This window comes from Streptomyces sp. NPDC092369, assembly GCF_044755245.1.
GTDB lineage: Bacteria > Actinomycetota > Actinomycetes > Streptomycetales > Streptomycetaceae > Streptomyces.
On sequence record NZ_JBIVQP010000001.1, the window covers coordinates 1,904,938 to 1,927,888 of the forward strand.

The window sequence follows — 22,951 nt, forward strand, 5'->3', positions numbered from 1 at the left end:
CCCCACACCGAACCGAGCGCTCAACTCCCCTGCCCTATATGGCCATCAAGGCCAATCCACCTCGGCACCGAGTACACGGTCCGCCACAAGATGGGTGAGTTCACTGACGGCGGTGGCGATATCGCCGGAAGCCTACCGCTGCGACAAGAGACCGCAGGATGCCCTGGCTAAGATCGCCATCAACAATGGATGCTGACCATGAATAGACCACTTCGCGGTGCCGCCGTCCTTGCGGCCGTCCTGGCGACAGCGTCGTGCACGGCCGAGGCATCACAGACGCGTCCGTCGGCGAGTGCTACATCGAAGACGAGCCGTGCCCATCCTTCAAACTGGGCGTGCCCTGCGGGGAAGTTCCACTGGGGCAAGATCACCAAGCGGGAGACGTTGGCCGCCGTGTCCGACCCCCAGGAGCTGCACATCCCAGAGGGCGAAACCGTCACGTCAACGTTCGATCTGGTGCCGGTCCGCACCCTGACGGCAGCCGTCACGCCATCTCGCACCAACGACGTGGTCGATCCACAGGCGGCCGTCGCCGCCCTCGCGGACAAGACCGGACTCGATCTGGCGAAGGCCGGAACCACCTTCACCCTGAGCAAGGGTGACAAGACCCTCAAGACCTCGTCCGGGAAGTTCGACGGGGTCCTGGTGGCCGCCGTCGGTATCGACACGGTCGAGGCGTCTTTCGTCTACGGCTGTGGCACGCATACCGGTGAATCCGTTCGCGGCGTCCTCACCACCTGGTCGTCAGCTACCGAGTCAGGGCTGTTCAAATGCGGTATCGACGAGGAGCTACCGAAGGCCGAAGCCGAGGCTGAGGCCCTGGTATGCGGCGAACGAAGCAGCACGTGATCGTCCGCCCGAATCGCTCCTGATCGACCTGGCCGCCCCGATCGCCCCAAAGGGCAGAACCCCACCGTCACCGGTGCTCTGACCTGCGCGAACTGGACCACCAACACGTACACAGGCCACAACAGTCAGGAGCTCAAACTGCCGCCAGTAACATCACTACCTACACCACCCTCGCGGCCATCACCACTGACCACCTGAAGCCACTGTGAAGGCCACCGCCGACGGTTGCTACCGCTACCTCTTCGCTGGCACCTCCAGCCCGGCCGCGACCACCACCGGCGGCCACCTCTACGTGAGGTAGCAGCGCTGCCGGCCGGCGCAGGCGCGCCGTCTTGGCGTCGTGACCGGACGCGGGGGTGGCAACGGCGCGCGAGCGGTCCGACGACCGAGGTCCGGCGAGCGCCAGGGCTCGAACCTGCGGTCCCGCCTCAGCCCTCGTCGGGCGTCAGCCGCAGCGAGATGCTGTTGATGCAGTACCGCTGGTCGGTCGGCGTCGCGTAGCCCTCGCCCTCGAAGACGTGCCCGAGGTGCGAGCCGCAGCGGGCGCACCGGACCTCGGTGCGGACCATGCCGTGAGTGCGGTCCTCGATCAGTTCGACCGCGTCGGTGTCCTTGGGGTCGAAGAACGACGGCCAGCCGCAGTGGGACTCGAACTTCTCGTTCGAGGTGAAGAGTTCGGCGCCGCAGGCGCGACAGGAGTAGACGCCCTTGGTCTTGGAGTCGGTGTACTCGCCGGTGAACGCCGGTTCCGTGGCGGCCTGCCGTAGCACCGCGTACTCCGCGGGGTTCAGCTCCGCGCGCCATTCCTCGTCCGGCTTTTCGACGTCGTACGACATGAAGCTCAGCCCCTTACTTCGCGAGACGGTCCAGGATCAGCGGGCCGAGGTCCGTCACGTCACCCGCGCCCATGGTGAGAACGAGATCACCGGGCTTCGCCATTCCCGCGACGGCCTCGGGGACGTCCGCCTTGTCGTGGACCGGCGTCACGTCCGCGCCCGCCGCCCGGGCCGCCTCGATGATCAGGTCGCTCGTCACGCCGGGGATCGGGTCCTCGCGCGCGGGATAGATGTCGAGGACGACCGAGGCGTCGGCCAGGGAGAGGGACTGGCCCATCTCCTTGCCGAGCTCCTGGGTGCGGGAGAAGAGGTGCGGCTGGAAGACGACCAGGATGCGGGCGTCACCGACCGCCGCCCGCATGGCCTCCAGGTCCGCCGTCATCTCCGTCGGGTGGTGGGCGTAGGAGTCGATGACCTGGACGCCGGCCGCCTCGCCCTTCAGCTGGAGGCGGCGCTTCACGCCGGTGTACGCGGCCAGCGCGGGGGCCAGTTCGGCGGCCGGGACGCCGAGGGCGGCGCCCGCGGCGAGGGCGGCCACCGCGTTGTGCGCGTAGTGGCGGCCGGGGACGGAGACCGTGAAGGTCAGCTCCTCGCCGTCCAGGAGGACGGTGACCTCGCTCTTGAGGCCCTGGGGGACGACGGACAGGACGCGTACGTCCGCGTCCGGCGCCTCTCCGTACGTCACCGTCCGCACCGCGCCCGCGAGCCTGCGGGTCAGCTCGCGCGCGCCCTCGTGGTCCGCGGAGATCACCAGGGTGCCGCCGGGGACGATGCGTCCGGCGAAGGTCTCGAAGGACTCGTGGATCTCGTCGATCGAGGCGTAGTTGGCGTGGTGGTCCAGCTCCACGTTCAGGACGATCGCGACCTCGGGGGCGTACTTGTGGAAGCTGCGGTCCGATTCGTCCGCCTCGGCGACGAAGATCTCGCCCTCGCCGTGCAGCGCGTTGGAGCCGGGGGCGTCGAGGTCGCCGCCGATCGCGTACGACGGCCGCAGGCCCAACTCGCCCAGCGACACCGCCAGCATGGACGTCGTGGTCGTCTTGCCGTGGGTGCCGGCGACCGCGATCGGGCGCAGGCCCTCCATCAGGGCGGCCAGCGCGTCCGAGCGGTGCACCACCGGGATGCCCAGCTCGGCGGCGCGGGCCAGCTCCGGGTTGTCCTCACGGATCGCCGAGGAGACGACCACGCTGCTCGCGTCGTCGGCGAGGTGCTCGCGCGCGTGCCCGATGTGCACCGTCACGCCCAGCGCGCGCAGGGCCTCGGCGGTCGCCGACTCCTTCGCGTCGCTGCCCGCCACCTGGGCCCCGCGCTGCGCGAGGATCTTCGCGATCCCCGACATCCCGGCGCCGCCGATGCCGATGAAGTGCGGTCGGTCCAGGGCGGTGGGAAGGCCGGGTGCCATGCGTGTCTCCCTGTGCGTGCTGCTGAGGCTGACGTTCAGCGGCCAAGCCTATGCCGTGCCGCTGACAATCAGTGACGTCCGCCGGGAGTCCCGCCCGGAGTCGGGCCGATATCACGCACGGCGTCCAGCCGTGGTCCGACCGGTGTCACGCACGGCGTCCAGCCGTAGTCCGGCCGGTGCCACGCCCAGCACCCCGCCAGTGCCACACCCAGCGTCCCGCCGATGCCACACCGAACATCTCCCGGTGTCACGCTCGCCGCCCCCCCGATGCCACACCGAGCATCTCCCCGGAGCCACACTCGCCGTCCAACCGCTGCCACACCCGACATCCCCCCGGGTGCCACGCCCGACGTCCCACCGACGCCACACCCGACATCCCCCCTCCCCCGGATGTCACGCCCGCCGTCCAGCCCGTGCCGCACCCGCCCTCCCGCCCACCCTCACGCCTTGCTGTGCGAGAACAGCTTCAGCACCGGCACACCCACCTTGTGCCGCGCCCTGGACGCCCAGTCCCGGTGGAAGAACTCCTCCACGTAGTGGGGGTCCGTCAGCACCAGCACCTCGTCCGCGCCGATCTCCTCCACCAGGGCCCTGAGGGCGTCCAGCGGGTGGTCCTCGACGATCCGGCCCTCGGCCGCGTTGCCGGCCGCGTGCAGCGCCTGCAGCGACACCTCCAGGGCCCGCTCGCCGAAGTCCTTCGCGGCCTCGCCCTCGGGTACCTCGTTCTCCCGGGCGGCCTCGTCCAGCTCGCCGAGCGCTACGTCGTCGATGGCCCGCAGCAGGCGGTCCGCCTGGTCGCCGCGGGGCTGGAGCAGCACATGAAAGGCGACCTGCTCGTCACCGTGCAGCGAGGTGACGAACTCCACGTCGGCGGACGTCAGGGCTTTCTCGATCATCAATACGCTTGTGAACACCGGGCGCCCCTTCTGCGGAAACCATCCTGCCCCGTGGTGTCACGGGGACTTGCGAGATTCAGTGTGCCCGCCGAACACTAAGCGGAACGGTAGATTCCGCCGATTTCGGGAGCGGCGATACCGTTGAACGAATTTCAAGTGCGCTGGTAGCGGCCGAAAAGGAAGCCTTCTTCGGTCAGCAGGGACACCAGTGCGAATCGTTGTGGAACCGCGACGGACGGGCCGCCCGCGATGCGCTGGGCGTCCCCCGCCGTGAGTAGCGGCGACACGGTGAGGCACAGCTCGTCGAGGACTCCGGCGGCGATCATCTGACCCAGCAGCCGGGGACCGCCCTCCGTCAGCAGTCGCGTGTGGCCGAGTTCGCCGAGCGCGCGTACGGCACGGGCGGGGTCCACGCCGACGCCGTCGCCGGCGATCACCACCCGGGCACCGGCCTTCTCGGCGGCGGCGACCCGGTCCGGGGCGGCCGAGGCGCCCGTGAGGACGAGCGTCGGCACCAGGGGCGAGGTGAACAGCGGGAGGGAGAAGTCGAGGTCCAGGCTCGCGGTGACCACGGCGATGGCCGGCGCCGGGCCCTGTCCGGCCGCCTCACGCGCCGCCGCGAAGTCGTCACGCGCGCGTGCGGGCCGGTAACCCTCCTGGCGTACCGTTTCAGCACCGACCACGACGACATCCGCGAGGCCGCGCAGTGTGCCGAAGATGCGCATGTCGGCCGCGCTGGAGATCCCCTGCGACCGCCCGTCGTGCTGTGCGGCCCCGTCGAGCGTGGACACCATGTTGCCCCGCAGGTAGGGCACGGTGGGCCCGTCGGCGGGCGGCTCGGGATAGGCGTAGGCAGCGGAGAGCTCGGCGAGGGTCCATTCCCGGTCGGCGAGGGCCTGTTCCCGTTCCGCGGGGCTCCCTTCCCGTGCCGCAGGGCTCCCCTCCTGGTCCGCGAGGCTCCCCTCCCGGTCCGCGAGGCTCCCCTCCCGGTCGACGAGGTTTCCTCCGGGCGGACCACCGGGTCCGCCGGAAGCTCCGGGCGCCCCTTCGCCCCGTCCCACCCCACCGCCGGAGGCACTCGTCGTTGTCTCGTCGGTCACAGGGAACAGGCGTCGCATGTCGTGCAGTGTGGCACGGCGCCTACCATGGTGAACCGTGTCGTCCTCCCCTGCCGCTCCCGGTATCGGCCCGATAGCCGACCCGGCCCCGCTGTCCCTGTGCGCCCGCGCTCCGCATGTCCCCGCGGAGCGGCTGGTCGCCGAGATGGTGCCGCCGCCGCGCTTCGACTCGGTCCGCTTCAGCACGTACATGCCGGACCCGAACCAGCCGAGCCAGACCGAGGCCGTACGAGTCCTTGAGGGCTTCGCGGCCGGGCTCGGCGGAGCGCCCTCCGTGGGTGGCGGCAAGCGCGGGTTCCTGGGGTTCGGGAAGGCCAAGGCGCCGAAGACCCCGGCCGGACCCCGAGGTGTCTATCTGGACGGCGGCTACGGCGTCGGCAAGACCCACCTGCTCGCCTCCCTCTGGCACGCCACCCCGGCCGAGCCGGCCCTCAAGGCGTTCGGCACCTTCGTCGAGCTGACCAACCTGGTCGGCGCCCTCGGTTTCCAGCAGACCGTCCAGACCCTCTCCGGCCACCGGCTGCTGTGCATCGACGAGTTCGAGCTCGACGACCCCGGTGACACCGTGCTCGTATCCACCCTGCTGGGCAGGCTCGTGGACGCGGGCGTCGCGCTCGCCGCCACCTCCAACACCCTGCCCGGCAAGCTCGGCGAGGGCCGGTTCGCCTCCGTCGACTTCCTGCGCGAGATCCAGGGCCTGGCCGCCCGCTTCCGCTCCCTGCGCATCGACGGCGAGGACTACCGCCACCGCGGTCTGCCGGCGGCGCCGACACCGTTCTCGGACGAGCAGGTGACGAAGGCCGCGTACGCCACCGAGGGCGCCTCGCTCGACGACTTCCCGCACCTGCTGGCCCACTTGGCCAAGGTCCACCCGAGCCGGTACGGCGCGCTGACCGACGGGCTCAGGGCGGTCTGCCTGACCGACGTGCAGGCCGTCCCCGACCAGTCGACGGCGCTGCGGCTCGTCGTGCTCGCGGACCGGCTCTACGACCGCGAGGTCCCGGTGCTGGCCTCGGGGCAGCCGTTCGACCGGCTGTTCAACGAGGAGATGCTGAACGGCGGTTACCGCAAGAAGTACTTCCGGGCGATCTCCCGGCTCACCGCGCTGGCCCGCGACGGCAAGTCGCTGGTCGAAGCCCGCTGACCGCAACCTAAACCGGCCTGATCACGCCAGGCACCGGCACATTTCAGGCTCTCTTCAGCTCGAAACGTTAAGTTAACCCTGCAAACGACTTCGCAGGGTTACCGTGTTTCTTGACCATCCATTGACCAGGCTTTGGTCTGCACAAGAGGCGTGAAGTGTCCGGAGGGGGGCGCATGTTCCGAGGTACGACGACCAGGACCGTCATCGCGGCCCTCGCCGCCGTCCTGCTCGCCCTCCAGTTCTTCGCGCCCACCGCTTCCTTCGCATCCGCGCACACGATCCGTCATGTCGAGGCCAAGGCTCCACCCGGAACCAACCTCTCCGGCAAGGCACTTCGCGACAAGACGATCACGTTCCGACACTGCGATCACCCGGGGGACCCGACCGGTCCCCTGCGCACCCGCGACCGCCACCGAGCGGTCGACGTCACACCGGAAGACCCCGAACGCCCGCTGCTGGTTCAGGACCCGGCGGCCGAGCACCCCCCGGTCGTACTCCGGGCGCCGCGTACGTCGAGACCCTCGACCGCCCACTCCCCAGCGGCACTTCAGGTCTTCCGCTGCTGACAGCAGAGCAGTCCCCCCACTCACACACATCTGTCTGCGGCTGAATCCGTCGGAACGACACTTCCGTCCGATCGACGCGTCCGTCCGCGCACTTCTCTGTCCTGCCCCCACACCGACGCGCCGCCGCGCGCCAGGAGGAGTCACCCCATCATGCAGCCCCTCATCGACAACGCCCGCACGTTCGGACAACGCCCTGAGGAGTTCGCAAAACTCGCCGAGGGCCAGTCTCCGCAGGTGCTGTTCATCACCTGCTCCGACTCCCGGGTCGTCCCGGCCCTGATCACGGGCGCCCGTCCCGGCGAGCTCTTCGAACTGCGCACCGCGGGCAACATCGTTCCGCCGTACGCCTCCGAGCACCCCACCAGCGAGGCGGCCACCATCGAGTACGCCGTGGAGGTGCTCGGCGTCCGCGACATCGTCGTCTGCGGCCACTCGCACTGCGGCGCCGTCGGCGCCCTGGTGCGCGGCGACGACCTGACCGCCGTACCGGCCGTGCGCGACTGGCTCGCGCATGCCACCCCGCGCCCCTCGGGAGCGGTCGAGGACCCGGCCGTCGCGGAGGGCGTGCAGAGCCACGTCCTGACGCAGCTGCTGCGACTGCGCTCCTACCCGTACCTCGACAAGAAGCTGAAGGGCCGTCAACTGTCGTTGCACGCCTGGTACTACGAGGTCCACACGGGCGCCGTCCTGGCGCACGACCCGCAGTCCGACACCTTCGCGGCCCTGTGAGCACGCCCATGTCACTGACGACGAAACACCCTTATCTGCGGCAGGACTTCGCCGCCTCGCTGGTCGTCTTCCTGGTCGCGCTCCCGCTCTGCGTGGGCGTGGCCGTCGCCTCCGGTGTCCCGGCCGAACTGGGCCTGGTCACCGGCATCGTGGGCGGGATCGTCACCGGACTCATGCGGGGCAGCAGCCTCCAGGTGTCCGGTCCCGCCGCCGGCCTGACCGTGCTGGTCTTCGAGGCGGTGCGGGAGTTCGGGCTGCCGGCTCTCGGGGTCATCGTGCTCACGACCGGCATCCTCCAGATCGCCATGGGTGTCCTGAAGTTGGGGCGTTACTTCAGGGCCATCTCGGTCTCGGTCGTCGAGGGCATGCTGGCCGGCATCGGACTCGTCCTGATCGCCGGGCAGCTGTACGCGATGGCCGACGCGAAGGCCCCCGCCTCGGGGCTCGACAAGATAGCCCGGCTCCCCGGAGCACTCCTCGACGCCCTCGGCCGCACCGACGCCCTGGCCTCGCTCGGGCTCGGCATCGGCACCATCGCCGTACTCGTGCTGTGGAAGCGCATGCCGAAGCGGCTGCGTACGGTCCCCGGACCGCTCGCCGCGGTCGGTCTTGCCACGCTCGTCGCCGCGGTGCTCTCGATGCCGGTCGCCATGGTCGAGGTGAAGGGTCTGCTGGACTCCGTCCAGCCGCCCTCGCTGAGCGCCTTCGGTGAGCTGGCGGGCATCGGGCTGCTCGGTACGATCGTCGCGTTCACGCTGATCGCGTCCGCCGAGTCGCTGTTCAGCGCGGCGGCCGTGGACCGGCTGCACGACGGGCCGCGCACCGAGTACGACAAGGAGCTGGTGGCGCAGGGTGCGGGCAACGCGCTCTGCGGGATGCTGGGCGCGCTGCCCATGACCGCGGTGATCGTGCGCAGCGCGGCGAACGTCCAGGCGGGCGCGCGGACGAAGGCGTCCCGGGTGCTGCACGGCGTATGGCTGCTGCTGTTCGCGGCGCTGCTGCCCGGTGCCCTCGGTTACATACCGATCCCGGCCCTGGCCGGCATCCTCGTCTACTCGGGCGCCAAGCTGATCCCCGTACGCGAGATCGTGTCGCTGTGGCGCGAGCACCGCGGCGAGGCGTTGATTCTGGTCGTCACGGCAGTGTCGATCGTCGCGGTCAGCATGTTCGAGGGCGTGCTCATCGGGCTCGCGCTGGCCGTCGCGAAGACCGCCTGGGAGGCCTCGCACCTCAAGATGGAGGTCGTCGACAAGGGCGCGGGACCGGTCCACGCGTATCTGTCGGGCAACGCAACCTTCCTGCGGCTGCCGAAGATCCTCGACGACCTGGAGGCACTCCCCCAGGACCGGCCGGTCGAGCTCGACCTGTCGGGTCTGCACCACCTCGACCACGCCTGCCGTACGGCCCTTGAGAACTGGGCCGAGCGGCACAGCGCGGCCGGTACCGAGCCAGTGAAGGTGGTCACGGCGGCGTGAGCGCGTAGCGCCTGTCCTGTCCGCTGTTCTGCTCCGGGGCGCCCGTGCCCCGGAGCAGGACTGGCGCGCCCCACCCCCGCGCCCGAGGATCGAGGAACCGGACCGGAAGGGGTGCTCATGGCCAAGGACGGCAAGCACAAGAAGCAGAGTGGGATCTGGAGCGCCGACGCGGCCGATGTGCGGGAGCTGCTGCGGGTGCCGGGCGGGAAGCGGATAGAGCTGGCGGCCTTCGACGCGCGGGCGACCCCGGGCGGTCCGCAGGACAAGGAGGCGGGGCTCGAAGCCACCGCCGTCATGGCGGAGCACCTCGCCGACCTGCAAGAACGTCTGTTCGCGGCGAGCACCGCGGGTGACCGGCGGCGGATTCTGCTGGTGCTGCAGGGCATGGACACCAGCGGCAAGGGCGGCACGGTCAAGCACGTCATCGGCCTGTTCAACCCGTCCGCCTGCCGGATCAAGGCGTTCAAGGCCCCCACCCCCGAGGAGCTCGCGCAGCACTTCCTGTGGCGCGTGTGGAAGCCGCTGCCCTTCCCCGGCGAACTGGGCATCTTCGACCGCTCCCACTACGAGGACGTCCTGGCCGCCGGCGTCCGCGGGATCATCACGCGCGCCGGGATCAAGCGCCGCTACGCCGAGATCAACCAGTTCGAGAAGTCGCTGACCGACGACGGCGTGACCGTGATCAAGTGCTTCCTGCACATCTCCTACGAGGAGCAGCGCCGCCGGCTGCTCGCCCGGCTCGACCGCCCGGACAAGCACTGGAAGTTCAACCCCGGCGACATCGACGACCGCGCCCTGTGGCCCGCCTACCAGAAGGCCTACGAGAAGGTCCTGGACCGCTGCTCGACCCCGTACGCCCCCTGGCACCTGATCCCGGCCGACCGCAAGTGGTACCGCAACTGGGCGATCAGCAGGCTCCTCCTCGAACACCTGGAGGCCCTGGACCCGCAGTACCCGAAGGCGGGGTTCGACGCGGCGGAGTACCGGGAGCGGCTGCTGAAGGAGCGATGACCGACCCCGGCCTGACCCAGGCGGGCACGGCTCGGGCGTGACCCGGATGAGGGCGCGCGGCGGTGACCGATTTGCCTGATTAGTACCTTTACTTTCGTACGGTGATCATTCGAGTACGCCATGCAGCCGCCGCCTGTGCGCTCGGCGCCGCGCTCACCGCCTGTGGTGCCCCCGCGGCGCCTCCCGCCGCCCGGCCGGCCCCCTCCGCGACCTCCGCCGTCCCGTCCCGGCCGCCCACGCTCGCCCCCGGGCCCGCAGGGCTCACGCCCGTCTTCAAGAACGGCTCGCGCGACCACGGGAAGACCGTCGCGCTCACCTTCGACGCCGACATGACCGCGGACCAGGGGGCCCGGGCGGCGTCGGGTGAACGGTTCGACAATCCGCGGCTCATCGCGACACTGCGGGCGCTGCAGGTGCCGGCGACCGTGTTCATGACGGGGCGGTGGGCCGAGCAGTACCCGGTCCAGGCCCGTTCCATCGGCAGGGACCCGCTCTTCGAGGTCGCCAACCACTCCTACAGCCACTACGCCTTCACCGGTGACTGCTACGGCCTGCCGACGGTGTCCGAGGACCGGATGCGGGCGGACGTGGAGCGCGCGTACACCGCGTTCCGCCGGGCCGGCGTGCCGGACGCGATGCCGTACTTCCGCTTCCCCGGCGGGTGTTACGACCATCAGGCCCTGCGGGCGCTCTCCGCGACCGGTGTCACCGCGGTGCAGTGGGACGTGGTGAGCGGGGACGCGTTCGCCACCGATGCGGACGCGGTGGCCCGGCAGGTCCTTGACGGGGTGCGGCCGGGGTCGGTCGTCGTCATGCACTGCACGCGGAGTGCGGCGCCGGCGACCGAGCGGGCGGTGCGGACGATCGTGCCGGAGCTACGTGCGCGGGGTTACCGGTTCGTGAAGGTGTCGCAGCTGATCGGGTCGTAGGCGGGGCGCGGGGGGGGGGGCCGCCAGGTGGGGCGCTGGGGGGGCCGCCAGATGGGGCGGCGGGCGGGCTCCTGGGTGGCGGGTGACAGGCTTAGGGTTGGTTGTTGTGAGCCTTGATTCCCCTTCCCCCGACGCGGGTCCCTCCCCGGACGCCAGTCCCTTCCGCAACGAGCCCACCTCCCGTGACGAGGCGCCGCAGTTCGTGCTGCCCCTCGTCGTGCGGATCGAGAAGGCCGCGCCGCCCGCCCGTACCGACGCCCTGGAGACCGCCGCGCGGGCCGTGCTGGTGATGCTCAGTGACGAGCGGTCCCTCGGCGAGGGCGAGTGGGCGCAGGCCGTGCGGGACTGGCAGGACGCCCGGATCCGCAAGGTCGTGCGGCGGGCCCGTGGCGCGGAGTGGCGGCGAGCCGAGGCGCTGCCCGGGATCACCGTGACCGGGGAGTCGGCAGAGGTGCGCGCCTTCCCGCCGGTGCCGCTGGACGGATGGCCCAAGGACCTGGCCAAGCTCCAGGTGTCCGGCACCGAACTCGACGACCCTGAGCCGCCGTTGGCAGTCGACCCGACGGCACAGCCCGTGATCTGGCTGAACCCGGACCTGGACATGACCGCCGGGAAGACGATGGCGCAGGCCGGTCACGGCGCCCAACTGGCCTGGTGGGAACTGTCGGACAAGGAACGGGACGCCTGGCGCGCGGCCGGTTTCCCGCTCGCCGTACGGACCGCCGACCCCGCCCGCTGGCCCGAACTGACCACGAGCGGGCTGCCGTTGGTGCGTGACGCGGGCTTCACGGAGATCGCGCCCGGGCTGACGGTCGCGGTCGAGGGATACGACCGGGTCGGCGCTCTGCCGGACCAGGTCCGCCGACCGGCCACCTGGAGCTGACCTCGACGGTCCGACTGCGATCGCCGACACAGGCCCCACGTGGAACCTATGTCACGCTCGGGGACTCGGCGGCCTCCGGGCCGGCGATCCCCGACGGCCAGCACGATCATCGGGACCTGCGCGACGGTGGCGGCCACGATCCCGCCGGGGCGCCCTGCAAGGCCAAGTAAACGAGGGCGACGCTGAGGAAGCAGGCACATCGCGCCGGAGCCACCTACGTGGACGCGGCAGCGGGGAGAGCGACGCCCAGCCCGCGACGGCTGGGCGTCGTCGTGACTAGGCCTCGGAATCGGGGAGCCGGAAGAGCTCGTACTCGGTGACGGGCTCGAATCCCATGCGCTGGTACACGGGGAATCCGAGCGCGCTGGACTGCAGGGTGCCGACGGCCAGTCCGCGCTTCCCACCCTCGGTGAGGGCGGCCGTGGTGAGGGCCGTGCCGATGCCCTGGCGGCGCTGGTCCTCGGCGGTCGCGACCACGTAGACGCCGGCCACGCCGTGGGCGTCGTAGAGGAGGGAGGTGCCCACCGGCCGGCCGTCGCGGCGGCCGATGAACCGGACGATCCGGTCGGCGTCGTGCCGTTCGGACTCGCGGCGCAGGAGGTCGTCGTGGGTCTCGGGCGGGAGGCCGAACGAGGAGGCGAAGGTGTGCACCCACTCCTTGAGCGCGTCCGCGTCCCGTACCACGTCGATGTCGAGGTCCGAGGGGCCTTCGGCCGGTGTCACCTTGTCCGTCCGGATGGCCATGACGGGCATGGCGCCGAGCCGGACGGCGCCGTGGTCGGCCAGTTCGGCCGCGACACCGGGGGCGCTGTCCGGGCCCACCCACCACATCCAGGGGACGCCGGCCAGCCGTTCGGCCGCGTAGGCGATCGACTGCTCCACCTTGGCGCTGTCGCGCAGGCCGAGGACTCCGTTGACCTGACCGTTCGGGATTCCGCTGCGGTAGTAGGTCAGTTCACCGTCGACTCGTTCGGCCGAGCCCCAGCCCAGCCAGTAGTCACGGCAGTTGGCGAGCTGGGGTGCGAGGTCTGTGTCCGTCTTCATGCCTGCAAGACACGAGTTCCGACGCAAAGTTCGAAGCCGTGCGTGTGACCTGCGCCACAGCTCGGCGGAGTCGGCCCGCGCCGTTCAGAAGATCCCGACCCGTATCGCGTACGCGACGGCCTGCGTCCTGTTCTTGACCTTCAACCTCTTCACGGCGTCATGGATGATCCCTTTGATCGTCCGCTCCGAGTAGCTCATCCTGTCGGCGATCTCGACGGTGTTGAGCCCTTCGGACAGCATGCGGAGCACCTCGATCTCGCGCATGAGGAGTCCGCCCTTCTTCGCCAGATCCGTGAGCGTCTGCTGTCGTTGCCGGTATCCCAACTCGGCGATCAGATGACCCAACAGGTCGTCCGGCATGTGGCTGCGGCCGGCGCTCGCCTTGACGATCGCGTCGACCAGTTGGTCGAGGTTGGAGTGACCCCGATACAGGAAACTGGTGAGCCCGTACTCGATGGCGAGCGCGAGTTGTCGCTCGGTGATGCGGTCCGCCATCACCACCACCGGGACCGGAGGACCCGGGGCGCGCGCGGCATCCTGTCTCAGGACCCTCATCCACTCGTCGTCGAGGGTGTTCAGCAGCAGGACGGAGACGTCCGCCGCGGGTGGCCCTTCCGGGGAAGCGACGTCAATGCGTGAACACGACTGCAGGTAGGCGGTGGCCGCATGCTCCAGGATGGCGTCACTCGCCCTCAGCACGACAGAGACCGGAGCGCCCGACGCGTCACCTGTTCCGTCCGCTCGATTTTCACACACCTGGCATACCCCAAACAGAGCTGACCGCATGGCGCGAGGGCGCGGGGTCCCGCGCATGAGGCCGTTGCGGCCCATCAGCACGATAGGGCTGCGCTGTCGTGCGAAGCTTCCGTCAAATGACCGAGTGGAGCTTCGGCGCATGCGTCGGTCTTTGGCGCGCTTTGGGTGACTCTCAAGCGACTCCGGTCCTGCTGCTCCCGCAGTACCTCCCGCACACCGAGGACCAGGGCGTTGAAGCAGGTCTCATGAGGTGAGTTCACCGACTCGTTCCGTAGTATCGAGCTGGCAGGTTTGCGGCAGTAACTGCCGTCGCCCTCACAGGTGGCGACATTCGGGAAGGGTTGTGAGCGTTATGTCCGAAACCAGCACTGGGGTTTCCGGGTTGACATCGCAGTACGCGGCTCAGGTGGCCGGCGATCTGGAGAGCAACCTCAAGGAGCAGGAGCGCGTCGGCGCCGACATCGCCGCGCTTCAGGAGCAGCTGGCCACGCTGCAGCAGGACCACGCGGTCCTGAGCAACGTACAGAAGGCGCTGGGTGTCACCTCGACCGCCAAGGCTTCGGCGTCCTCGCCTCGTAAGACCGCCAAGGCTTCGGCGCCCTCACCTCGTAAGAGGGCCGGCACGACCGCCCGGAAGACCGCGGCGAAGAAGGGGTCGGGCAGCTCGGCGACGGCCCAGCCCACGCTGGTCAGCGTGATCCGCGACTACCTGACGGCCGAGGGTGAGCCGCGTTCCGCGGCCGAGATCACCACCGCGCTCAGTGAGCGGCATCCGGACCGGACCATCAAGACGACCGTGGTGCGCACCACCCTCGAAGGGTTGGTCGCCAGGAGCCATGTACAGCGCACGAAGCAGGGCTCGTCGGTCTTCTACACCGCGCCCGAGGTGTCGGGCACAGTCACTGCGTCCCCTTCGGCACAGGAAGAGTGAGCACCGAGCCGGCGAGGCCGACGCGATAGGTGACAGGGGCGAAGCCCCCCGATGTGTCCCTCCCGGGGTTTCGGGCGAAGCGTGGATGGGCTCCGCCGCTGACTTGGAGCCGCACCCGGTGGCCGGCGGCGAAGCGGTGCGCGCACGCCCCCAACTCCAGCCGGACCACGGTCGATTCGAGCGTGGCCCGCTTGAGTCGCGCGAATCGTTCGGTGACGACACGGGAACGGCCGCGCCGGTCGACGTCGCAGAGCCGGACGAACACGTCCGCGTGCGGGTTGTCGACGACGAGGTCGAACTCCACGGCGGGCGCTCCGACGACATCGATCGGCTCCGCGAGCATGCCGGTGGTGAACGTCAGGACGTCCGGGCGCTGTTCGAGACCGCGATTGTCGACCGTGCCCGACCTGGTGCCGATGTAACGGCCGCCCACCGCGGGAGTGGGGTCCGCCGGGTCGTAGCGGAAGCCCGCCGACCCACTGCCCGGGCGGGGCCCGAGGCCGCCGTCCCGTTGCGGCCACAGCGCGCGTTCGGTTCCGGGCGGTGGCCAGTCGGGCAGGTCGAGCCAGGTACGGGCACCGGTGTGGTGGATGCGCACGGGGGCTTCTGCGGCAGCCGCCTTGTCGCCGGCCAGGTGGTGGTCGAGCCAGCCCAGCAACTGCGGGTCCATGACCCGGGCCGCCTTCGCCGCGGTGCCCATGTGGGTCCACGGGCCGATGGTCAAGGTGACGGACTGGTTGTGGCGGCGAAGCGTCCGGTACTGGTGGACGGTCTGGTCGAGGAAGACGTCGTGCCACCCGCCGATCAGCAGGATCGGCACGTCGACATGGTCGAGTGTGGAGTCGGCCCGGTAGTCGGTCCAGAACGGGTCGTCCGCGTCGGGATGGGCGAGCCACTCGCCGAACCAGTCGGCCGCATCGCCTTTCAGCACCGAGGCGGCAGCGGCTTCGGGAGTCAACTCCTGCCACGCGGAGGCCAGTTGCCGGCGCGCGGCCAACTGGGCGCGCAGTCCCCGCAGTCCGCCGTCGCCCTGCGCGCCGACCGTCGCGCTCCAGGCTAGGAAGTCGGCGAGGGCGAGGGCACCTGTGCCGTAGATCGCCTTCTGCATGTCGTGCGGGCCCACCGCAATGACCGCGCCCCGCAGTTCCGGCGGCGGATCCTGCAGGAGGGCCCACTGCGCCCAGCCGGAGTAGGACCCGCCGAACGTCGCGAGCCGCCCGTCGAACCACCGCTGGGTCCGCAACCAGGCCACGGTGTCCTGCGCGTCCTCGGCCTCCTGGACGAACGGCCGCAGGGTGCCCGTCGATCCGGTCGTGCCACGGACGCTCTGCACCAGTACGTCATAACCGCGGGCGGCCAGCATCCGGCCCTGCATCCAGCTGACCGGAACACCTCGGCCGTACGGCGACCGGATCAGCACCGTGCCCCGCGCCTCCCCCTCGGGCATGTAGTGATCGGTGAGCAGTTCGGCGTCGTCACGGGTCGGCACACGCAGCGCCGTGCGGATGCGGTACCGGGTACGGGCCGGAGGCAGTCCCACGGCCTTGCCGTGCAGGGCGCCCAGCGCTCGGGCCAGCGGGCCGGCCGCCCTGGATGCCGCCATGGACTTCTCCCCTCGGTCTGCACTATGTGGAGAATATATCTCCACTTCTTCTCGCCGGGAAGCCCTGGACGCCACCCTTGCCACAATGGGTGCGTGAACGACGTGTCAGCACAGGACCGGGGTCGCCGCGGCAGACCCAACTACGACCGCGAAACGATCCTCGGCATCGCGGTCGAGGTGTTCAACGAACGCGGTTACGACGGCACCGGCATGGAGGAGCTGGCCAGGCGGCTGGGCCTGAGCAAATCCAGCATCTACCACCACGTCTCCGGCAAGGAGGAGCTGCTGGGACTCGCGGTGGGCCGGGCCCTGGACGCCCTCTTCGCCCTCATCGACGAACCCGCCGCCGCGGGGCTCACCCCGACCGCCCGGCTGGAGCACATCGTGCGGGGCAGCGTCGAGGTGCTCGCGGCCGAACTGCCGTATGTCACCTTGCTGTTGAGGGTGCACGGAAACAGTGCCACCGAACAGCGGGCCCTGAAGCGACGGCGTGAGTTCGACCACCGGGTCGCCGAACTCGTCGTGCTCGCGGCGCGGGAGGGCGGGATCCGCGCGGACATCGATCCGCATCTCGCGAGCCGGCTGATCTTCGGCACGGTGAACTCCCTGATCGAGTGGTACCGGCCGGACGGGGAGCTGCCCGTGCCGGTGCTCGCCGACGCCGTGGCCACGCTGGTCTTCGACGGCTTGCGGTCCGCGGGCCCGGGGACACCTCCGAGGTAGGGACGCACCGGGTGCGCCCCGCCCCCGCGTACACATGCCGACCTGCGGTTCTAGGTGAGGTCGGCCCGCTCCCTGCGCATGAGCACCCAGACGCAGGCGAGGCTGACCAGGGTCACCCCGGTGAGATAGACGGTGATCGGCGTGGTCGACTTCCAGTTGTCGTACAGGGCCGTGGCGACGGTCGGGGCGAGGCCGCCGCCCAGGATGGCTCCCAGCTGGTAGCCGAGCGAGGCCCCGCTGTAGCGCACCTCGGCCTTGAAGAGCCCGGAGAACAGCGCGGCTATCGGACCGTAGACCAGGCCCATGAACACCGCCGTCACCAGCAGTGCGAGCAGGATCAACGGTGATTCGGCGGTGTCGACCAGCGGGAACAGGACGACCGCGCAGCCCACCAGGCCGACGGAACCGACCATGAGCACCCCGCGCTTGCCGTTGCGGTCCGAGTAGGCCGAGGCCCAGGGGATGACCACCAGCCACACGAAGGACGCGATGAGGGTGAAGGTGAGGATGAGGTTCCGGTTCAGCCCTAGCCCCGCGGTCGTGTAGGCCAGCAGGTAGGCCATGAAGATGTAGCCGATCGCGTTGATGCCGATGAAGGCACCGGCGGACAGGCTCACCTCGCGCCAGCTCTCCCGCAGCACGACCAGCAAGGGCATGCGCTGCTCGGTCCTGGTCTGCTTGACCGCCTCGAAGTCGGGGCTCTCGGAGACGGTCAGCCGGATCACCAGGCCGGCGATGACCATGACGGCGCTCGCCAGGAACGGCACGCGCCAGCCCCAGGACAGGAAGGCGTCACTGCTGAGGTTGGTGGTGAGTCCGAGGAAGACCAGGTTGGCGATGATCAACCCGCCCGGCACGCCCATCTGCGGGAAGCTTCCGTAGAAGGCCTTCTTGCGGTCCGGGGCGTGCTCGACGGCCATCAGGACCGCGCCGCCCCACTCGCCGCCGACCCCCAGGCCCTGGATGAAACGCAGGGTGACCAGCAGGACCGGCGCCCAGACACCGATGGTGGCGTAGGTGGGCAGCAGGCCGATGCCCACCGTGGCGAGACCCATGGTGAGCAGGGAGATCACCAGCATCGACTTGCGGCCGACCCGGTCACCGAAGTGACCCATGACGATGCCGCCGATGGGCCGGGCCGCGAATCCGACCGAGTAGGTGGCGAACGAGGCCAGGGTGCCCGCCGCCGGGGAGACGGTCGGGAAGAACAGTGGCCCGAACGCGATGGCCGCGGCCATGCCGTAGATGAAGTAGTCGTACCACTCGATGGCCGTTCCGATGAAGCTGGCCGTGGCCACCCGCAGCGGACGGACCCGCTGTGGCGTGACCGCCTCGGACAGATTTCGGTCGATGGTCACTTTTGTCTCCTGACAGGGTGAGCGGTGCCGCAGACGCTGTTCAACGGGGCTTGGGGAGAGGAATGCATGCCGAAGCGAAGCCACGGACGGACTCACTCAGCTGAGTTCGCGGCTCAAACAGGGCGCAGCGCGACTGGCATCCGTGGGGTCACGGGATGGGTGAACCGGCAGCGCCAGTACTGACCGACGGAAGGCGGGGACACGGTGGCGCCCGGGCCCTTCCCCTCGGCTGAAGACCACCCGACCGAACGATTGGTCGTTTGGTGATTGGTAAGTAAAGGGAGCCGTGCAGCCGGTGTCAAGGGAGCTGTACGGATGGAATTTTGCCCGCGAAAGACCGTGCCCAGGGCAACCGTTGAACGTCATCCCTCGGCACCTCGGGCGCCACAGGACTCACATGTCAGGCAGGGTGGGCCGGCCCGGCTGTTTGCCGGTGCACATGGTCAGACCCAGTTGACCGCGGTGGTGGCCGTCGCCGCGGTGACCGCGGCCAGCCGGCCGAAGTCAAGTGTGTCCGGCACATCGGTCGGCCGGTGGTAGTTCGGGTTCCGGAAGTTGGCTGTGTCCGTCAACATGACTGCGGGCACACGTCGGTTCCAGAAGGGTGCGTGGTCACTGCGGCCCAAGTGGTTGGCCGGTGGGACGACCAACCCGATGAGCATGCCCAGCAGTCCGTCGGGCCTCGGGTCGCGCAGCAGGATGCTCGGCAGCGCGGTCGAGGTCGCTGCCGCCGCGCGCTCCCAGGACCTGGCGGCGGCGACGGAGGTCCCGCGGTGGACGACGAGGGCGAAGTTCCCCCGGGAGTCATCGGCCTTGGTGGCCGCGGCGGCCTCGGGGAAGGCGGCGGCGAAGCCGGCCGGAAGGCGCTGGGTGTCGGGCTCGTCCACGAAGTAGCCGACCGATTCCAGGCAGATCATCCCCAACACCCGCTGCCGGGCGGTGAGTTGGCGCGCGGCGTACTGCGCCCCGATCAGGCCGAGCTCCTCCATGTCGAACACCGCGAGCGTCACCGAGGGCGCGACGGGCAGCCGCGCCAGCAGGCGCGCGATCTCCAGTACGGCGGCCACTCCTGACGCGTTGTCATCGGCGCCGGGGCTGCCGTCGACGCTGTCCAGGTGCGCCCCGATCAGCACGGTGCCGGCGTTGTCGGCACCGGGCAACGACGCGATGAGGTTGGCCCCTTGGAGCCGTCGGTGCAGCCGCGGCTTCAACGCGAGCGCCCGGTGGCCCTGTTGGTCGGTCGCACCCAGCCGCCACCGCAGATCGAAGGGCTGCCGCTCCACCTGCCAGCCGGCGGAGACCAACTCCTGGGACACATATGACTCGGCGCGCGCCATGATGTCCGGCGTCCTGCGTCGGCTTCGTGGGTGTGTGCTGAGGAACTCGACATCACGACGCAGACGTGACTCGTCCACGAAGGGCTCGAAGTCACTCACATCTGCCGGGTCGTGGGTCACGGCTGCTCCGTGGCTTAACTGGCTTCGCACAAGCGGGGTTCCTCGGTGCGCGCTTTCGCGCCGCGATCCGGCGATCATATCCGGGGCACCCGACGGGCGGTGATCACTGGGTCGTGATCACCGGGGTTACCATACGGTTATGACTGAGAGTTCCCGGGGAAGTACGCCGCCGGACGACGGCCGCCCCTTGAGGCGGGACGCCGCCCTGAACCGGGAACGAATCCTGATCGCCGCCCGCGAGGTCTTCGGCCGGCACGGGCTCGGGGTCACCCTCGACGACGTGGCCCGTCATGCCGGAGTCGGCGTGGGCACGGTGTACCGCCGTTTTCCCACCAAGGAAGCACTGGTGCGTGCCCTGTTCGAGCACGACCTGGCCATCCGGCAGAAGTCGGCCGAGGACGCGCTCGCCCAGCCCGACCCCTGGCAGGGCCTGGTCGACTTCCTCATGCGGATGACGGCCGACCTCGCCGAGAACCGCGGCCTGCACGAAGTGATCATGCTGGGCAGTCACAGCTCCGCGCCCCTGGAGACGGCACGCGGCGGCATGCTCCCCTTTCTGGAGGGGCTGATCCGCCGGGCCCAGGAGAGCGGCCAGTTGCGCGAGGAGGTCACTCCCTCCGACATCCCCGTCATGGTGCACATGCTGAGTCAGGCCTCCCAGTTCACCCAGGGCCGACGGCCGGACATCTGGCGCCGCTACATCGAGATCCTCCTCAACGGCCTCAGGCAGCGTCCCGACAATCCACCGCTGACGACCCCCAGCCTGGGCAATGAGCTGGTGGAGCAGGTGATGGGTCTGGTCAGGCCCGCGCCGGAACCGGAGTAGCGACCCGCCGGCGGCGCCCGCCACCGGATGGGCTACGCCCACACCGCACGGGAGCTCGGACGGTCATACGTTCTCTGAGCGGAGGCACCTATTCCGCTCAGAGAAGGAGCTCACATGGTTGCGCGCAGCACGCGCGGCGTGGTCGCGGGGATCGCGCTGCTGGGTCTGGGAGCCACGGCATGCTCCTCCTCGGGGTCCACCGCGCCCACCCGGACCGCGACGGCCGCCGCCCTGGCGAAGACCGGCGCCTGCCCGCAGTCCTCGACCGACCGGACCGGCGAGGCGTCCAGCGCCGCGCCCAGCGGCAGCTCCCCCGCGACGATCCTCGTGGCCAGGACGGTCAGGCAGACCGACACGAGCACCAGCACCGTCGTCACTCCGGACGGCCCGCAGATCGAGTGCGGCAGGGCCGAGGTGACCCTGCGGCAGGACATCACGTACGCGTCCCCCACGACCGACGGCAAGAGGCTCGACCTGAAGCTGGATCTGCAGGTGCCGAAGACGTCAGGCACCAAGCCCCTGGTGGTCTACATCACCGGCGGCGGCTTCGTGATGGCGGACAAGTCGGCCAACCTCGGCGAGCGCACCTATGTGGCCGAGCAGGGGTACGCGGTCGCGAGCGTCCAGTACCGCACGACGACGACCGGCTCCACCTACAGGGACGGCGTCGCCGACGTGAAGAGCGCGATCCGCTATCTGCGCGCCCACGCCGGCGAGTACGGGATCGACACGGGGAAGGTGGCCGTGTGGGGCCAGTCGGCCGGCGGGTATCTCGCGGCCATGGTCGGCGCGACCAGCGGGACGAAGGACTTCGTCTCGGGGGACGACCTCGACGAGAGCAGCGATGTCCGGGCCGTGGTCGACGAGTTCGGGGCCTCCGACCTCGCGAGGATCGCCGACGACTTCGACGCGGCGACCAGGGAGAAGGACCTGGCCCCCGGCAGCTTCCTCAACGCCTACGTCTTCGGTCCCGGATCCGAGAAGACCGTCGTCACGGACCCGGCCGCGAACAAGGCGGCGGACCCCGCCACTCACCTGAGTTCGGCCTCGGCCCCCTTCATCCTGCTCCAGGGGGACAAGGACCGGATCATCTCCCCCAGCCAGTCGCTGATCCTGCTGGACGCCCTCAAGGCCAAGGGAGTTGAGGCCACGCGCTACGTCATCAAGGGCGCCGACCACGGGGACATGTCGTTCCTGGGCGACCCGAAGGCCGGTCTGCCCTGGTCCACGCAGGAGGTGATGGGCATCATCACCGGGTTCCTGGACCGGAAGCTGCGCAAGTGACCGCCCTGGGCCCGCGAGGCCCTCAGCTGTCGTAGTCGACCGTCACCTTCTCGGACACCGGGAAGGACTGGCACGTCAGCACATAGCCGGCGTCCACCTCGGCGGGTTCGAGCGCGTAGTTGCGGCGCATGTCCACCTCGCCGTCCGTGATCCGCGCCCGGCAGGTGCCGCAGACCCCGCCCTTGCAGGCGAACGGGAGATCGGGGCGGATGCGGGCGGCGGAGTCGAGCAGCGTGCTCTCGCGGGAGAGTCCGGCGGTGGTGGAGCGGCCGTCGAGGGTGACGGTGACCTGGCTGACCGGGCCGCTGAGCACCTTGTCCTCGTGGTGGACGGGCTGCGGCGGCTCATCGGCGTAGAAGAGCTCCTGGTGGATCCGCTCGCCGGGCACCTCCAGGGCGCCGAGGACCTGTTGGGCGTCGAGGACCATGCCGTGGGGGCCGCACAGCCACCAGTGGTCGACGCCCTTGACGTCGACCAGGCCGTCGACGAGGGCGGCCAGGCGCTCGCCGTCGAGGCGGCCGGAGAGGAGGTCGGCCTCGCGGGGTTCGCGGGAGAGGACGTGGGCGAGCTGGAAGCGGGTGTGGTACTCGTCCTTCAGGTCGGCCAGCTCGTCGGCGAACATCACCGTGTCGGTGCGGCGGTTGCCGTAGAAGAGCGTGACCTGGGAGCGGTCGTCGGCGGCCAGGACCGACTCGGCGATGGACATCATGGGGGTGATGCCCGAGCCGGCCGCGATCAGCACATGGTGGCCGTGCGCGGTGAGGTCGGGGGTGAAGGCGCCGACGGGGGCCATGACGTCGACGGTGTCACCCGCCTTGACCTCGTGGACGAGCCAGGAGGAGAAGAGGCCTCCGGGGACCTCCCGGACGCCGATGCGCGGCTGTGTGCCCGCCGGCGAGCAGATCGAGTACGAACGCCTCTCGTCGCGTCCCTCGATGTCACGGCGCAGGGTGAGCGACTGGCCGGGGCTGAAGGCGAACTCGTCCGCGAGCGCGTCCGGAATCTCGAAGCTGACAGCGACCGCGTCCTCGCACAGACGCTCCACCCCGGCGACCCGCAGCGGGTGGAACGCCGCCCGGCGCCGACGCACGGTCGCCGCGGGGGCACCGGCGGTCGGTGTCATCACCTCTG

General features: G+C 70.1%; 22 protein-coding genes. 12 read left to right on the forward strand and 10 right to left on the reverse strand.

The window, feature by feature from the left end:
- Nucleotides 1-393 precede the first annotated feature (393 nt).
- A complete protein-coding gene (locus ACIQI8_RS08300; RefSeq protein WP_402346128.1) occupies nt 394-849 on the forward strand; it encodes a hypothetical protein in 456 nt (151 codons plus the stop codon).
- 428 nt (nt 850-1,277) lie between these two features.
- On the opposite strand, the gene msrB is transcribed toward ACIQI8_RS08300, so the two are convergent.
- From msrB to ACIQI8_RS08320, 4 genes are all read right to left on the reverse strand, one after another.
- Entirely contained in the window at nt 1,278-1,685 is a 408-nt protein-coding gene (gene msrB / locus ACIQI8_RS08305; RefSeq protein WP_401721549.1) for a peptide-methionine (R)-S-oxide reductase MsrB, read from the reverse strand.
- Nucleotides 1,686-1,698: 13 nt separating this feature from the next.
- Nucleotides 1,699-3,087 (reverse strand): UDP-N-acetylmuramate--L-alanine ligase, encoded by a 1,389-nt coding sequence (gene murC / locus ACIQI8_RS08310; protein ID WP_402346130.1) that lies wholly within the window; start codon nt 3,085-3,087, stop codon nt 1,699-1,701.
- Nucleotides 3,088-3,527: 440 nt separating this feature from the next.
- Nucleotides 3,528-4,001 (reverse strand): indole-3-glycerol phosphate synthase, encoded by a 474-nt coding sequence (locus ACIQI8_RS08315; protein ID WP_402346132.1) that lies wholly within the window; start codon nt 3,999-4,001, stop codon nt 3,528-3,530.
- A 134-nt stretch (nt 4,002-4,135) separates the two neighbouring features.
- Nucleotides 4,136-5,101, reverse strand: a complete 966-nt coding sequence (locus ACIQI8_RS08320) for a pyrimidine reductase family protein (RefSeq protein ID WP_402346134.1) — start codon at nt 5,099-5,101, stop codon at nt 4,136-4,138.
- 37 nt (nt 5,102-5,138) lie between these two features.
- On the opposite strand from ACIQI8_RS08320, the gene zapE reads away from it, so the two are divergent.
- The 7 genes from zapE to ACIQI8_RS08355 all read left to right on the forward strand — a co-directional run bounded on the left by zapE (nt 5,139) and on the right by ACIQI8_RS08355 (nt 11,838).
- Nucleotides 5,139-6,245, forward strand: a complete 1,107-nt coding sequence (gene zapE / locus ACIQI8_RS08325; RefSeq protein ID WP_402346136.1) for a cell division protein ZapE — start codon at nt 5,139-5,141, stop codon at nt 6,243-6,245.
- A gap of 173 nt (nt 6,246-6,418) precedes the next feature.
- Entirely contained in the window at nt 6,419-6,811 is a 393-nt protein-coding gene (locus tag ACIQI8_RS08330) for a hypothetical protein (protein ID WP_402346138.1), read from the forward strand.
- Between the two features lie 150 nt (nt 6,812-6,961).
- The gene (locus ACIQI8_RS08335) at nt 6,962-7,540 is read left to right on the forward strand and encodes a carbonic anhydrase (protein ID WP_402346139.1); all 579 of its coding nucleotides are present in this window, start codon (nt 6,962-6,964) and stop codon (nt 7,538-7,540) included.
- Between the two features lie 8 nt (nt 7,541-7,548).
- Nucleotides 7,549-9,015 (forward strand): SulP family inorganic anion transporter, encoded by a 1,467-nt coding sequence (locus ACIQI8_RS08340; protein WP_402346141.1) that lies wholly within the window; start codon nt 7,549-7,551, stop codon nt 9,013-9,015.
- Between the two features lie 117 nt (nt 9,016-9,132).
- Nucleotides 9,133-10,026, forward strand: coding sequence for a PPK2 family polyphosphate kinase (locus ACIQI8_RS08345; protein WP_402346143.1), 894 nt, complete (start codon nt 9,133-9,135; stop codon nt 10,024-10,026).
- A gap of 101 nt (nt 10,027-10,127) precedes the next feature.
- A complete protein-coding gene (locus ACIQI8_RS08350; RefSeq protein WP_402346145.1) occupies nt 10,128-10,955 on the forward strand; it encodes a polysaccharide deacetylase family protein in 828 nt (275 codons plus the stop codon).
- Nucleotides 10,956-11,061: 106 nt separating this feature from the next.
- A complete protein-coding gene (locus ACIQI8_RS08355) occupies nt 11,062-11,838 on the forward strand; it encodes a peptidyl-tRNA hydrolase (protein ID WP_402346147.1) in 777 nt (258 codons plus the stop codon).
- 276 nt (nt 11,839-12,114) lie between these two features.
- On the opposite strand, the gene ACIQI8_RS08360 is transcribed toward ACIQI8_RS08355, so the two are convergent.
- Together ACIQI8_RS08360 and ACIQI8_RS08365 are read right to left on the reverse strand one after the other, a co-directional pair.
- Nucleotides 12,115-12,882, reverse strand: a complete 768-nt coding sequence (locus ACIQI8_RS08360; RefSeq protein WP_402346149.1) for a GNAT family N-acetyltransferase — start codon at nt 12,880-12,882, stop codon at nt 12,115-12,117.
- A gap of 84 nt (nt 12,883-12,966) precedes the next feature.
- The gene (locus ACIQI8_RS08365; RefSeq protein WP_402346151.1) at nt 12,967-13,581 is read right to left on the reverse strand and encodes a LuxR C-terminal-related transcriptional regulator; all 615 of its coding nucleotides are present in this window, start codon (nt 13,579-13,581) and stop codon (nt 12,967-12,969) included.
- A gap of 439 nt (nt 13,582-14,020) precedes the next feature.
- Here ACIQI8_RS08365 and ACIQI8_RS08370 point away from each other — a divergent pair, with 439 nt between their 5' ends.
- A complete protein-coding gene (locus tag ACIQI8_RS08370) occupies nt 14,021-14,569 on the forward strand; it encodes a hypothetical protein (protein ID WP_402346153.1) in 549 nt (182 codons plus the stop codon).
- Here ACIQI8_RS08370 and ACIQI8_RS08375 read toward each other — a convergent pair.
- On the reverse strand, nt 14,538-16,172 hold the full coding sequence (locus tag ACIQI8_RS08375) for a CocE/NonD family hydrolase (RefSeq protein WP_402346155.1): 1,635 nt from the start codon (nt 16,170-16,172) through the stop codon (nt 14,538-14,540). The genes ACIQI8_RS08370 and ACIQI8_RS08375 overlap by 32 nt on opposite strands.
- Before the next feature lie 93 nt (nt 16,173-16,265).
- On the opposite strand from ACIQI8_RS08375, the gene ACIQI8_RS08380 reads away from it, so the two are divergent.
- Nucleotides 16,266-16,895: a TetR/AcrR family transcriptional regulator gene (locus tag ACIQI8_RS08380; RefSeq protein WP_402346157.1), complete on the forward strand. Its 630-nt coding sequence runs from the start codon at nt 16,266-16,268 to the stop codon at nt 16,893-16,895.
- Nucleotides 16,896-16,945: 50 nt separating this feature from the next.
- Here the strand turns inward: ACIQI8_RS08380 and ACIQI8_RS08385 are convergent, their stop codons facing one another.
- Together ACIQI8_RS08385 and ACIQI8_RS08390 are read right to left on the reverse strand one after the other, a co-directional pair.
- Entirely contained in the window at nt 16,946-18,253 is a 1,308-nt protein-coding gene (locus tag ACIQI8_RS08385; RefSeq protein WP_402346159.1) for an MFS transporter, read from the reverse strand.
- A 443-nt stretch (nt 18,254-18,696) separates the two neighbouring features.
- The gene (locus tag ACIQI8_RS08390) at nt 18,697-19,590 is read right to left on the reverse strand and encodes a M28 family peptidase (protein WP_402346161.1); all 894 of its coding nucleotides are present in this window, start codon (nt 19,588-19,590) and stop codon (nt 18,697-18,699) included.
- Nucleotides 19,591-19,849: 259 nt separating this feature from the next.
- Here ACIQI8_RS08390 and ACIQI8_RS08395 point away from each other — a divergent pair, with 259 nt between their 5' ends.
- Together ACIQI8_RS08395 and ACIQI8_RS08400 are read left to right on the forward strand one after the other, a co-directional pair.
- A complete protein-coding gene (locus ACIQI8_RS08395) occupies nt 19,850-20,536 on the forward strand; it encodes a TetR/AcrR family transcriptional regulator (protein ID WP_402346163.1) in 687 nt (228 codons plus the stop codon).
- A gap of 114 nt (nt 20,537-20,650) precedes the next feature.
- Nucleotides 20,651-21,820, forward strand: a complete 1,170-nt coding sequence (locus ACIQI8_RS08400) for an alpha/beta fold hydrolase (RefSeq protein WP_402346165.1) — start codon at nt 20,651-20,653, stop codon at nt 21,818-21,820.
- A gap of 22 nt (nt 21,821-21,842) precedes the next feature.
- Here the strand turns inward: ACIQI8_RS08400 and paaE are convergent, their stop codons facing one another.
- Nucleotides 21,843-22,943, reverse strand: coding sequence for a 1,2-phenylacetyl-CoA epoxidase subunit PaaE (gene paaE / locus ACIQI8_RS08405; RefSeq protein WP_402346760.1), 1,101 nt, complete (start codon nt 22,941-22,943; stop codon nt 21,843-21,845).
- Nucleotides 22,944-22,951 lie beyond the last annotated feature (8 nt).

Excerpts from the sequence above, each read along its gene's own strand:
- paaE (WP_402346760.1), bottom strand. The coding sequence starts at position 22,943 with ATGACACCGACCGCCGGTGCCCCCGCGGCGACCGTGCGTCGGCGCCGG.
- ACIQI8_RS08390 (WP_402346161.1), bottom strand. The coding sequence starts at position 19,590 with ATGGCGCGCGCCGAGTCATATGTGTCCCAGGAGTTGGTCTCCGCCGGC.
- ACIQI8_RS08345 (WP_402346143.1), top strand. The coding sequence starts at position 9,133 with ATGGCCAAGGACGGCAAGCACAAGAAGCAGAGTGGGATCTGGAGCGCC.
- ACIQI8_RS08360 (WP_402346149.1), bottom strand. The coding sequence starts at position 12,882 with ATGAAGACGGACACAGACCTCGCACCCCAGCTCGCCAACTGCCGTGAC.
- msrB (WP_401721549.1), bottom strand. The coding sequence starts at position 1,685 with ATGTCGTACGACGTCGAAAAGCCGGACGAGGAATGGCGCGCGGAGCTG.
- ACIQI8_RS08375 (WP_402346155.1), bottom strand. The coding sequence starts at position 16,172 with ATGGCGGCATCCAGGGCGGCCGGCCCGCTGGCCCGAGCGCTGGGCGCC.
- ACIQI8_RS08330 (WP_402346138.1), top strand. The coding sequence starts at position 6,419 with ATGTTCCGAGGTACGACGACCAGGACCGTCATCGCGGCCCTCGCCGCC.
- murC (WP_402346130.1), bottom strand. The coding sequence starts at position 3,087 with ATGGCACCCGGCCTTCCCACCGCCCTGGACCGACCGCACTTCATCGGC.
- ACIQI8_RS08395 (WP_402346163.1), top strand. The coding sequence starts at position 19,850 with ATGACTGAGAGTTCCCGGGGAAGTACGCCGCCGGACGACGGCCGCCCC.
- ACIQI8_RS08340 (WP_402346141.1), top strand. The coding sequence starts at position 7,549 with ATGTCACTGACGACGAAACACCCTTATCTGCGGCAGGACTTCGCCGCC.
- ACIQI8_RS08320 (WP_402346134.1), bottom strand. The coding sequence starts at position 5,101 with ATGCGACGCCTGTTCCCTGTGACCGACGAGACAACGACGAGTGCCTCC.
- ACIQI8_RS08400 (WP_402346165.1), top strand. The coding sequence starts at position 20,651 with ATGGTTGCGCGCAGCACGCGCGGCGTGGTCGCGGGGATCGCGCTGCTG.
- ACIQI8_RS08335 (WP_402346139.1), top strand. The coding sequence starts at position 6,962 with ATGCAGCCCCTCATCGACAACGCCCGCACGTTCGGACAACGCCCTGAG.